This window comes from Ruficoccus amylovorans (assembly GCF_014230085.1).
Taxonomy (GTDB): domain Bacteria; phylum Verrucomicrobiota; class Verrucomicrobiia; order Opitutales; family Cerasicoccaceae; genus Ruficoccus; species Ruficoccus amylovorans.
On sequence record NZ_JACHVB010000002.1, the window covers coordinates 1 to 11,881 of the forward strand.

Genomic DNA, 11,881 nt, shown 5'->3' on the forward strand with positions numbered 1-11,881 from the left:
CTAGTGTTATGTTAGCTAAGTTTATTGCAAAATTGATTGATTTTCTGGAAAATCTCTTCCGGTGATGCGGTCCAGTTGAACGGTTTTGGATTTTGGTTATTTTCGTCGATGTATTCGAGTATGGCCTTTCGCAATTGAGGCAGGCTTGAGAAAGAACCTCTACGGATGATATCGAGGGTGATTTTGGCAAAGAAGCGTTCGACTTGATTAAGCCAGCTTGAGTGGGTTGGGATGAAGTGAAAGTGCCAGCGCGGATGAGCAACGAGCCAATCGCGCACCGCTTTGGTTTTGTGAGTAGCGTAGTTATCAACGATGATGTGCAGGTACAACTCTGCCTGGACGGTGGCGTCGATTTTGTTGAGGAAGGCCAGGAAGTCTTTTGAGGTGTGGCGCTTGCGGCACTGGGCCATGACCTGTCCGGTTTTGATATCGAGGGCGGCAAAGAGTGTGGTGGTGCCGTGGCGAAAGTAATCGTGAGTCTGTCGGGCAGGCACTCCGGGCATTAGGGGCAGGATCGGCTGGGAGCGTTCAAGTGCCTGGCACTGGCTTTTTTCGTCCACCGAGAGCACCAGGGCGTTGGCGGGCGGGCTGGTGTATAACCCGACCACGTCGCGTACCTTCTCGACAAAAAACGGATCGGTGGAGAGTTGAAAGGTCTCGCTGCGGTGCGGTTGCAGCCCAAAGGTACGCCAGATGACGCTGACGCGTTCGTTACTGATGCCTGCCCGCTGGGCCATAGAACGGGTGCTCCAATGCGTGGCGTTTTTGGGGGTAGTTTCCAGCGTCAACCGCAGGACCTCGGCCACTTTATCGTCACTGATGCGGCGTGGCGGACCGCCGCGCGGAGCATCTGTGAGCCCCTCGATGCCATGCTCAATAAAGCGTTTGCGCCACTTGCCTACGCTCACATGACTCAAGGCCACTTGCTTACTAACTGCCGTATCCGTAAGGCCCTCAGAGCTCAACAACACGGCCTTGGCGCGAGTCGCTATGCCCTGGGCACTCTTGCGCGCACGGCTCAAGCGCTCAAGCTCTGTGCGGTCCGAATCGTTCAAATCTATCGGCTCACTCGGGCGTCCTGGGCGTGGCATCAACACAACATGAACCATATGATAGTTTTAGCAAGAACTTAGCTAACACAACACTAGTGTCGTGTTAGCTAAGTTCTTAACAAATGTTAATGGCCACAAAAAGGCACAAGAAGCACAGAAAACTTCGTGGATACAGAGTTCGCTCTGCGTCTTTGCGCCTCTGCGGTGAAAATATTTTTATCAGGAACTAAGCTAACGGGACACTAGCGCATGCTTAAAAAATGACGCACACAAGACTGTTTTTTGAAACACAGCCCAGTGTGCGCAGATATGCGAGAATGATGAGCAGGTACAGCGACCCCCTGCGGGCGCGGGGCGTATAACCCCGCGCAAAGGCTGCTACTTTTTGCCCGAGCGGGGATTTTCCAGATAGTAGAAGAACCCGTCTTCAGCCCCGACCAGAAGATCGGGAATACCATCTGCGTTCCAATCGACAATCCCCGGAGAGGTGCTGTGACCACCGAGGTGACGCGGGTCTACGAAACCTTGATCTTCAAAAAGCCATTCACCGGGCTTTTCGGAAATATTGCGCAGGAAGGTGATGTTTGTGCTGTTGACCAGCAGGTCCAATTTGCCATCACCGTCCCAGTCAACAAAGGTATAGGTGCGCCGACCACTGCGACCGGCATAGCCATCGCTGAGGCGAATGGAGCCGTCCGTCGTAGGCGACATTTTGGAAGGAGCGTGGCGCATGTCAAAGGTCGAAGGTCCCTTAATTTTGAAGATGCGTTCGCCCGGTAGCAGTACCCGCTCACCGCCCTGCTCTACCTGACGATAGAAGGCCAGATAGCCTTCGTGATCGACAGTGACCAGATCATTGATGCCATCACCATCGACGTCCATGACGTAGGGCGTGCATCGCCACTGGACAACGAGTTCGCCGGGGGCAGGATCCCACCAGTTCCATACCGGCTTGGGCGTTGCATCGGGCCATGCAACCTTGACGGGCTGTGCCTCGGCGAGCTTGGGCTCGGTCTTGGTGCCGATGTTTTTATACCAGACGATTTTTCCAAAAATACTGTTGGCAACAAGGTCAAGCAGGCCGTCGCCGTCCCAGTCACCCACGCCGATGTTGGTGTAGCCCCACTTGGATTCCGCCGGACCTTGAATCGAGCCGTTGTAGCCTGCCATGATACGCAAGGGCTTGCCGTTGGCTTCAAGCAGAACTGGCTCGTCCCACTTAGGCGGGTAGCCGCCAAGATTTTTAATGAATGCAAACTCGCCGGCGGCATTGCCGGTCAGAATGTCTTCCAAGCCGTCGCCGTCCCAATCCGCAGAGACGGGGGTACTCAGTACGCCAAACTTTACAATGTCAGCCTCTTGGCGAAAGAACACCGGCGACTTAAATTCAGGAATTTTCGCCAGCGAGATGCCACGATTGTTGGTAATGTCGATGAGACGCCCCGTGTTCTCCATCCAGGCGACGCGTCCGTCCTCCTGAGCGACCACGAGGTCCGGCCTGCCGTCACGATTCCAGTCGAAGGTCGTGACTACGATCATTTCCAGCGGCATGGTGATCGGCTCCCCCTCGTAGCGCAGTCGCCTGCCGTTGGCGTACTTAGGGTTTTCGCGTGTGCCGATGTTCTCGAAGTAAGTCAGGCCATCGACAAACTCGCCGCAGATAAGGTCAAGTTTTCCCGTACCGCGGAAGTCCGCAAAAACGGGCGAGGGAATGCCATACATATCGATGTCACGCCCGTCTGCCTGAAGGCGGAACGGCTCGGCATAGACCGGATCCTCATTAGTTCCGGTGTTTTTCAACACATAGACAAAGCCGTGGAGGGGGCCGTTCGTCCAGCGACCATTCTTGTCGTAGGCGTTGTCCCAGCCGTAGTCGGTCCAATCTCCCACGCCGACGATGAGGTCCAGCACGCCATTGCCGTCAAAGTCCACATAGCTCCATTGCTTGCCGCGCTGCTGCCCGGCGCTAACGTGGATACTCTTGGGATCCACCGGCAGGGGAACCTTTTGCTCAAGTCCGGTTCGAGCAAAATCGGGGTGCTCGAAGCCGGGCGTCAGCACCTTCAGTCCCTCGGGAGTATAGGACGGGGTCACATCATTAGCACCATCGCTCAGGCGGCGAGCCGGCTTGAAGATGTCCGCACCGGTATCGGGGTCCTTACGCCCGGTATTTTCAAAGTAGTAGGTGCCGCGGTAGGGGGATGAGCCGCTGACAACGATCAGGTCGGGGAAGGTGTCGCCATTTCCATCGTAGGCGATCGGCCACCCCCACAACCCAACGCCAAGATCGACGGTGAGGGAGGGGTTATTATAGGTGATGGGAATAAAGCACTCGTCAGACTCTGCGGCGAAGGCGCCGGTAAACAAGGTCAGTCCGACGATAAAAGAAAGCGGGGCTCGAATCATAATTGAAGGGCAGCGGTGTTAACGATTTTATTCCCAGACTGAAAAATCAGTGGGGGGTTTCAAGGATGAGAGAGGCGACAACGGCAGCAATGCAGTCAATATGGCGAAATGACCGACGACAGAACATGCCAAAACTCATTGCTTAAACGATATAGCTGATTTCTAAAAAATCAATACCTTTCGACTACGTTCCAGACTGAGCCAACGATCATCCAGAGCTTCGACAAGGTGATTGAAACTCTCCGCACACCTATCCATTTCAATGCATACCAAAATCGCTTTTAGAGATGCCTGGATTGAGAAAAACAAAAACATATCTAATTGAATATAAACATATTAATAACTTTAAAACCCATCCAAATCAAACAACTATTGCCACCACGAAACCATCCCAAAACTGGTAATACCAACCCGAAAGACACTGAGTCGAGTACGCTAAAAGCAATCCATCAGGTCGGTGATCGAGGTGATATCAAAAAGTATTTCCTTGACGAATTTGCTATAACATTCTAGCAAACGATCTACCCCAAAAAAAATACCATGTTGCGCACTTCCCTTCCCCTGCTCTTAAGGTGCTGTCTGGCGACCACCATCCTCGGCCAGCTCATAGCCACTGCCTACGGCGTGGCATTTGCTCCCATTTTCACCGACCACGCGGTTTTGCAGCGAGATAAACCGATTTCCATATGGGGAACAGCCAAGGCCGGTGAAAAGGTAAGGATAACTTTCGGCTCGCACACAGCAGACACCGTAGCCGACACGGATGGCCGCTGGAAAGTGGAACTGCCCGCAATGGCGGCCTCCAGCCAGCCACAAAATTTGGCAGCGAAAGGCGACGCGGCCAGCATCACCCTCACGGACATACTGGTCGGCGATGTCTGGCTGGCTTCAGGGCAGTCCAACATGGGGCGTACCGTACGACGCATCGCCACGCCTGCCGAGGAGGTAGCCAAAGCCGACATCCCCCTCATCCGCCACTTTACGGTGACCGGTGCCGTCTCAGATACCCCAACATCAGCCCTCGGCGGGCAGTGGGTCGTTTGCAGCCCGCGAACGGTGGGCAACTTTACAGCCGTCGGCTATTTCTTTGCCAAAGACATGGTAGAAGCCCTGAATGTTCCAGTGGGGATTATCCATGCCTCCTGGGGTGGAACGCGGATCGACACTTGGTCAAGCCCCGCCAGCATTGAGTCCAACCCAGCCTACCGAGGCGTAACAGAGCGCTGGAAGAGCGCAGCGGCGGACTACCCGAAAAGGAAAGACGCCTACGAGACTGCATTGAAAAACTGGGAGGCCGAAGCGGCGCTTGCAAAAAAAAAGGGCACCCCATTCACACAGCGGGCACCTCGCCAGCCGGAGGGCGCCCCCCTGCACTTCCAGACCCCCGGCGGGTTGTACAACGGAATGATCCACCCGCTGATTCCCTACGGATTAAGCGGATTCCTCTGGTATCAGGGAGAGAGCAATGCATTGAGACCGGATGAATATGCCGAGCTTTTCCCCGCCTTGATCACAGACTGGCGCAAGCAATTTCAACAAGGCAACCTGCCCTTTCTGTTCGTTCAGTTGGCAAGCTACAAAGGCATCACCCCTTCGGAAGACTGGGCGCTTTTCCGCGAGGTTCAATCGCGCGCACTCTCGCTACCAGCAACCGGTATGGCCGTTATCATCGACATTGGAGACCCTGAGGACATCCACCCCCTGAACAAGAAAGACGTGGGCAAGCGCCTCGCCCTGCTGGCAAAGAACCGCATCTACGGCCAAGCCTGTGTAGACACAGGACCGACCCTGCAAAGTGCGGTAAGGCAGGGCGCATCCGTCCGCCTGACATTTCTGCATGCGGATGGCCTGCACACGACCAACGAGACACTGCGTGAGTTTGAAGTCGCTGGCAAAGATGGAGTTTACCACGCCGCCAGCGCAACACAGGAGGGGGATGCCATCATCGTAAAATCAAAAGCCGTCCCTGCCCCCGCCTTTGTCCGCTATGCCTGGAGAAACACGCCCGTCGTAACACTTTTCAATGCCGCAGGCCTACCGATGGTACCATTTCGCCATGAAGTATCGCAATAATTTCATCGGCGTCATGCTTACCAGCACATCCGCTTTGGGGCTTCCGGCGGCAGCGTCAGACCAAGTGCCGCAAATCATCGACTTAAGCTCGAAAACAATTGAGCGCCAATTGACGCAGGGGCGCGGCAATCATTTGCTGACGAATACCTCCGTGTGGTCACCCGACAGTCAATGGATCGTGTATGACACACCGCCAGACCCGACCCGTTTTTCCGGCACCCGCATCGAGCAGGTCAACGTCGAGACGGGGGCGGTGGAGCTCCTGTATGAATCTCAGCATGGTGCCAACTGCGGTGTTGCCACCTACCATCCGACGGAGCCCAAAGTCGTCTTTATTCTGGGGCCGGAACACCCGACGCCTGACTGGGATTACGCATTTACCCGACGCCGCGGAGTCATTGTAGACGTGCGCGCCCCCAAGCAGATCCGCCCGCTGGATGCGATGAACTATGCGCCGCCCTACGTTGCCGGAGCCCTGCGCGGCGGCTCGCATGTCCACGTCTTCAGCAGGGATGGCCAATGGGGAAGCTTCACCTATGAGGATGAAATACTGGCGCGGCAAGCTCTGGCCCCGGACACAGGGCAATCCCCGAACACCCCCGAACCAAACCAGCGTAATATAGGAGTCTTCGTCCCGCAGGGTCCGGTACGGGTTAACCGCAACCACCCTCGCAACCACGACGGAGACTACTTCTCGGTCGTCGTTTCGCGCACCGTGGCACAACCCGAAGCGGGGTCAGACGCAATCAGCCGAGCCTTTGAAGAGTCCTGGATTGGCCAGGATGGCTACATTCGCGAAGATGGCAGCCGCCAAAAGCGGGCGCTCGCATTTCAAGGCATGGTGACTGCGGCAGACGGGCAGACCTTCCCCGAAGTCTTTATCCTCGACCTGCCAGAGGACCTGACCCGCGCAGGAGACCTCCCGCTTGAGGGCTCGGACACTCGCTGGCCGGCTCCGCCACTGGGCGTATCCCAGCGCCGGTTGACCTTTACCACCGAACGCTTGTTTCCCGGCATACAGGGCCCCCGCCACTGGCTGCGCAGCTCACCCGACGGCTCCAAAATCGCATTCCTGATGAAGGACGATGACGGTATCCCGCAGCTCTGGCTAGTCTCGCCACTGGGCGGTGCCCCGAAACAACTGACCCATAACCCGTGGAGCATCACCTCCGCTTTTAGCTGGAGCCCAGACGGCCGATTCATCGCCTACGTAATGGATCACAGTGTTTTTATAACTGAGGCCACGTCTGGTCACTCGTTTCGATTGACCGCTCGCAGCCCGGAGGCAGTCGCCCCGCAATTTCACGCCTGTGTCTTTTCTCCTGACGGCCAAAATATCGCCTTTGTCCGCCGCCTGCCTTACAGCACGGATGAATACTACCAGATTTGCGTCCTGGGAGTCCCTCCCATACCCGATCAATCTCTATAACTATGCAAAAACTACGATCTCTTATCCCTCTGGGTGCCCTGCTTGTCTGCGCCGCATCTCCTGCGCTGGCACAAAGCCCCATTCGCCCCATGGCCAATGACTTTGTGGTCGTGGGCGAATCTCCCGATGCAGAAAAAATCCCCCTGTATTCTCCGTCCATCCTTAGCCTGCCCTCGGGACGTCTGGTCGCTGCCTACGAGCGCGGCAAGGAAGGCCGAGCCAACAAGCAGGACTATACCTTTATTTTAACCTCCGACGATGGCGGCAAAACTTGGACCGAGCGCAAGCAGACGAAGATCACTCAGGGACGTGTTTTCGCAGCAGGGAAGTCTCTGTACATGCTCGGGCATACTGGAGATCTGGTCGTAATCAAGTCGGACGATGACGGGGTGACTTGGAGCGATGTAACAAAACTCACCGACGGGCAATCGTGGCACCAGTCGGCTTGCAACGTCTGGTACGCACACGGCAATGTCTATCTGGTGATGGAGCGACGGGTCATCAAAGAAGGAAAATGTTGGCCAGTGGGCCAGTTGGCTCCGGTACTGATGCGGGCCAAGGAAACGGATGACCTCACCAAGCGCGAAAGCTGGACCTTTGCCAGCGAACTACCGTTCTACGATACGATTCCCGGCTACAAGGAAAACGATATGCCAATCAATTATTTTGGCGTTCCGTTTTACAAGCAGGAATACCCGGATCGCTCCCGCCTCGGCGACGGTCGCTCCATGTCGCCGATGGGATGGCTGGAAGCGAATGTCGTGCAAATCATGGATCCAGACCACTATTGGTACGATCCGCAGGGACGCACCTTCCACCTGTTCATGCGTGCCCACACCGGAGGCACTGGCTATGCTGCGCTGGCCAAAGTTGTTGAAAACCCCGATGGTACGATGACGACTTCACTCGAACAAGTGCCCTCCGGAAAGACCATGCTTTTCCTGCCGTTCCCCGGCGGACAGATGCGATTCCACGTACTTTATGACGAACAGACAAAGCTTTACTGGCTGCTCAGCTCTCAGGCGACAGACTCCATGCGACGGGTAGACCGCCTCCCTCAGAGCCGCTATGACCTGCCCAACAATGAGCGCAACCGCCTTGCCCTGCATTTCTCAAAAAACATGGTGGACTGGTGCTTTGCCGGACTGGTGGCAACGACCGACTCAGACAAGGAGGCCCGCCACTATGCCAGTATCGACTTCGATGGTGACGATCTGGTCATCCTCTCCCGCAGTGGCGATGAAAATGCCAAGAGTGCTCATGACGGCAATCTCATCACCTTCCATCGTGTAAAGAATTTCCGCGATCTCGTTTATTGAGCTTGGCCACTTTATTCCAAAGAGCCCTTCATCAATTATCCCGATTCAGTTGGGCGCACTGCTCAGTTGAATCGGGATCCGATGCTCCGCTCTTTGCCCAATTTACAGACAACAGAACTGCATTCGCCAAGGGCTACAAACTGCCGTAACGCTAGCATTTAATAGTTAAATCAAATGAATTCAGGCAATAAATCATTGACGGATGACGCGTTTTGCTGTAACGATATTGCAACCTCACTCCCCATGTATTATTCTACCCATACCGAAGGACGAGGAACCTCGCAACTAAGAGGAAAAGCCTCAGTATCGTTCGCGGGCCCCATACATCGAGCATTCAGTCTACTGGAACTGCTGGTCGGGATAACAATTGTGACAATCCTCACGACCATTTGCATTGTCATGGTCGGTCGCGTGAGGACTACCGCCTTGATGACGGAATCGGTGTCCAATCTGCGCTCCCTCAATCAGGGATTCAGCATGTATATAGTAGAAAACAGTATGCATTACCCCGGCTACGGCGGTAAGAACGCACGCGCGCGCTGGATGCACCAGATTGCCCCATACCTCGACTTCAAGCCAGTAGTAAGGGTTAACCTATCAGGGGTTTATATTGACACTTACCGAGACGCGTATTTCGAATCCCTGTTCCGCTCACCCGCCACGGACGAGTCCGTCTATCTGCCACCGGCCTCAATGAACGGCATTGGAGTGTACGGAGCGAATCCGTTGATTATAACGGATGCATCAGCTCCATCCGATGCATATGGTATCAACGCAGCACAGGTGATTTTCCCGTCCAAAACTGTTCTTCTGGCAGAGCGGTATTCCGGCCCGGACGGCCCCTCGGGTTGTATTTTCAACACCTCTGCTGCCTACCCCAAACAAGTCAATGGCGTGGCCGCGAACTATGGATCAGGCGGCGGAGCGGACTCAGATCCGGAAGGAGCCGGCCAGACACCGATTCTCTTTGTCGACGGCCGCGTGGAAGTCATTGCGCTAGAGTCATTACGCCCTTGGCCTGGAAATAGAGGCGAAATAGCCGGCGTACGCTTCGCCCCGACGGTCGACTAGATTGTACGTGTAAACGCAACCTAGACCATCTCAACACTGCCTTCAGCCAACCTAGAAAAAGATGAAACGAATAACCGAATCCAATTTTGAAACGGGAATTTAGAATTCAAACCGAGACACGTTAAAAATTTCTGAGCGAGGGTATCCATCGCAGGCACAGAGGACACCTTTGGTTTACAGTATGCAAGCCTGCCCCACACGGCCTTGCCTGATCCCCCGAACAGAGGACTTAAGACTCCAAAAAACACGGACCAAGCGACAGATCCATAAAGTCATTTTGCCACAACGAAATATCTAGCATTCAACAAATCCGACCATGAAACATCCCATCACGAAACTCCGCGGCCTAGTGCCACACTCTCTGCGCCTTTCCTGTATCATTGCTCTGGTCGTCCTGACCAGCCTTGCTACGAAAAGCCAGGCGCAAACCCTTATCCACGATGACTTTAATCGCGGATCGGTTACCCTGCCCGAGGACCTTAACGGCAGTGCCCCCACAACATCCTCATTAGGAAGTATCACTTGGCTTTCCCAAAACTGGGAAACTAACGGATCGGCAGCTACGGATACTTCAAGCTCCGCCCGCAACGCCTTTCTGCCCTTCAATCCGTCCACAGGCAACATCTATACCCTGACTGCCACCATATCGATGGAGACAACCGATAGCAACTGGATCGGGATCGGCTTCTCCAATGGTGCAGCCACGGACACCCAGCTTTACGGTGCTCCCAATAACTCGCAGGGCATTCTTTTCCGCGGAGACGGACAAGTTCGCTATGTTGGCACCAACGGAACTGCCGGAGACGGGCTTTCTGGCAACCCCCTGAGCTCTGGGCTGGGCAAGACAGTCAGCATTTCCGTTATCCTCGATACCACTGAGGAGAACTGGGTAATGTCTTATGCAATCAATGGCACACCCGTGACAGGAACTTACACCTTTAATGTTAACCCGACAATCAACTACATTGGCTTCGGCTCGTACACAAATGCAACCGGATTTGTGGAGGACATCACTCTAACGACCAACATTCCCGAGTCCTCCACGACTACGCTGATCCTTGCGGGCGCAGTACTTGGTTTGATGCTAATCCGTAAATCGCGGAAGGCATTTCCCACTTCTCGCGTTTGCTGAACTACGCGCTTCGTCTCCCCACTATTTGCAAGCAGTCTGCCAGCTTCGCAATTCAATAACGCAACACCTCTTGCCCCTCGGGTAATAATGGTGCTCTGCTTCACGTTAGTGGACCATTTTACGATCTAACCCAAGGTAGGTTCGATCGTAACGATTGGGGAACCTTAGCTTAGATGCTGACCGGTGCTCTCACCGGTCGCATCTAGGCTGGGGTGATGGGGATGATCGAGTTACACAAACTGTGTGACCCGTTCACGAGTCAGGATTCATCGTTGAGTGACAGAAACTTGCAGAGTTGCGAGATCTCCGCCGTGCAACCACAGTTTTAGCTCCTTTTATGCATGTTAACCGGGTGGATGAACCGACACCAGCAGCAGGCCATCGAATATCTCCAGGAAGGAGTACAGTGTGGTCAAAGAACTACACAGCAACAAACGTCTGGATTTTACCGATGAACAACGTGCGCCTAGCTCGCAAAGGAAGCTCTTGGACAAAGCATGGCATCAACGCAGACGGCGACTACAGCAGGGTGTACTACGCCTCTGGTGGGTGCGACATGGTACGCCAGACGATGAAAGCCTGGGAAAGCATACTTCCTCCAGGGGATTTCTTGCGCATTCACCGCGCTCATATTATTAATATCGGGCACGTGACAACGACCTCCCAATCCGAAGGAGAATTTGCCGTCACTCTTCGTGGTGACTATCCACGCTGCACCGTCAGCCGACGACGGGTGAAGGAAGTCCTCAACCAGTTGCCTGATCAAGCGACGGATTAAGCCGAAATACTCTCCGTGCGCAGTCGTTGGTTCAGCTCAATGCAAGAGACACTTGGTAATGATGATGCTCACGGGTTCGTCGTAGTCCGAGGCGGCGGGAGAGTGTGTGCATGGCCCGGCCACGATGAAGGTTTGTCGTCAAAGTGAATTGGTCGAAGGGAACGAGCGGCTGATCCACTGCGACCAGGCGGCGTAAGAGAAGTGTGGTGGCAAGAGGCCAGCGTTCAGGATGGCCGGGATGACCGGTGATGAATTCCAAAGTCGCGGTACGGGCCTGCTGAGTCGCCACCAGCAAACCTCCTATGCCCTCGGCATTTTCCGCCACCCCGGAAAGTTCCGGGCGGTAATGTCGGCGCATAGCATCGAAGTGTCCGCGGTTGAAGTATTGCGCCCGCAGCCCCCATTCCTCGACCCGTTGCCAGTCGTCGGGACGCAGCGGGCGTACCCGCCATCCCTTGTCCGTCGCCACCTTGACCACTGGATCGTACCTGCGAAGCCGCTCGCGCAAGTGCACGCAATCGCCAAGCCAGTCCTCATCGGTCCAGTGCTCGACACTCTCAGCATAGTACCGAAAAACACCTTCCCATGAAGCAGCCTCGGGAGCGGTAGCAATGATCTCTT

At 54.9% G+C, this 11,881-nt stretch carries 9 protein-coding genes; 6 read left to right on the forward strand and 3 right to left on the reverse strand.

Translation table 11 applies throughout. From position 1 onward, the window contains the following. Positions 1–11: 11 nt before the first annotated feature. Together H5P28_RS00040 and H5P28_RS00045 are read right to left on the reverse strand one after the other, a co-directional pair. Positions 12–1,091: an IS630 family transposase gene (locus H5P28_RS00040; protein ID WP_185673674.1), complete on the reverse strand. Its 1,080-nt coding sequence runs from the start codon at positions 1,089–1,091 to the stop codon at positions 12–14. Positions 1,092–1,430: 339 nt separating this feature from the next. Next, positions 1,431–3,458, reverse strand: a complete 2,028-nt coding sequence (locus H5P28_RS00045) for an FG-GAP repeat domain-containing protein (protein WP_221773315.1) — start codon at positions 3,456–3,458, stop codon at positions 1,431–1,433. Positions 3,459–3,998: 540 nt separating this feature from the next. Between H5P28_RS00045 and H5P28_RS00050 the strand changes: the two genes are divergently transcribed. The 6 genes from H5P28_RS00050 to H5P28_RS00075 all read left to right on the forward strand — a co-directional run bounded on the left by H5P28_RS00050 (position 3,999) and on the right by H5P28_RS00075 (position 11,260). Then, on the forward strand, positions 3,999–5,531 hold the full coding sequence (locus H5P28_RS00050; protein ID WP_185673681.1) for a sialate O-acetylesterase: 1,533 nt from the start codon (positions 3,999–4,001) through the stop codon (positions 5,529–5,531). Beyond that, positions 5,515–6,960: a YidR family protein gene (locus H5P28_RS00055; protein ID WP_221773316.1), complete on the forward strand. Its 1,446-nt coding sequence runs from the start codon at positions 5,515–5,517 to the stop codon at positions 6,958–6,960. The genes H5P28_RS00050 and H5P28_RS00055 overlap by 17 nt, the downstream gene beginning before the upstream one ends. A gap of 2 nt (positions 6,961–6,962) precedes the next feature. Beyond that, positions 6,963–8,279 (forward strand): sialidase family protein, encoded by a 1,317-nt coding sequence (locus tag H5P28_RS00060; RefSeq protein ID WP_185673682.1) that lies wholly within the window; start codon positions 6,963–6,965, stop codon positions 8,277–8,279. 243 nt (positions 8,280–8,522) lie between these two features. Then, positions 8,523–9,350 carry a prepilin-type N-terminal cleavage/methylation domain-containing protein gene (locus H5P28_RS00065; RefSeq protein WP_185673683.1) on the forward strand — a complete coding sequence of 276 codons (828 nt, stop codon included), beginning with the start codon at positions 8,523–8,525 and terminating at the stop codon, positions 9,348–9,350. A gap of 316 nt (positions 9,351–9,666) precedes the next feature. Beyond that, complete coding sequence (locus tag H5P28_RS00070) at positions 9,667–10,482, forward strand: hypothetical protein (protein ID WP_185673684.1); 816 nt, start codon at positions 9,667–9,669, stop codon at positions 10,480–10,482. 451 nt (positions 10,483–10,933) lie between these two features. Next, positions 10,934–11,260 carry a LytTR family DNA-binding domain-containing protein gene (locus tag H5P28_RS00075; protein WP_185673685.1) on the forward strand — a complete coding sequence of 109 codons (327 nt, stop codon included), beginning with the start codon at positions 10,934–10,936 and terminating at the stop codon, positions 11,258–11,260. Positions 11,261–11,291: 31 nt separating this feature from the next. Here H5P28_RS00075 and H5P28_RS00080 read toward each other — a convergent pair. Next, positions 11,292–11,881: hypothetical protein (locus H5P28_RS00080; protein WP_185673686.1), on the reverse strand; the 590-nt coding region annotated here is incomplete at its 5' end.

Coding starts and splice junctions, on each gene's coding strand:
- H5P28_RS00040 (WP_185673674.1), bottom strand. CDS start 1,091: ATGCCACGCCCAGGACGCCCGAGTGAGCCGATAGATTTGAACGATTCG.
- H5P28_RS00045 (WP_221773315.1), bottom strand. CDS start 3,458: ATGATTCGAGCCCCGCTTTCTTTTATCGTCGGACTGACCTTGTTTACC.
- H5P28_RS00050 (WP_185673681.1), top strand. CDS start 3,999: ATGTTGCGCACTTCCCTTCCCCTGCTCTTAAGGTGCTGTCTGGCGACC.
- H5P28_RS00055 (WP_221773316.1), top strand. CDS start 5,515: ATGAAGTATCGCAATAATTTCATCGGCGTCATGCTTACCAGCACATCC.
- H5P28_RS00060 (WP_185673682.1), top strand. CDS start 6,963: ATGCAAAAACTACGATCTCTTATCCCTCTGGGTGCCCTGCTTGTCTGC.
- H5P28_RS00065 (WP_185673683.1), top strand. CDS start 8,523: ATGTATTATTCTACCCATACCGAAGGACGAGGAACCTCGCAACTAAGA.
- H5P28_RS00070 (WP_185673684.1), top strand. CDS start 9,667: ATGAAACATCCCATCACGAAACTCCGCGGCCTAGTGCCACACTCTCTG.
- H5P28_RS00075 (WP_185673685.1), top strand. CDS start 10,934: ATGAACAACGTGCGCCTAGCTCGCAAAGGAAGCTCTTGGACAAAGCAT.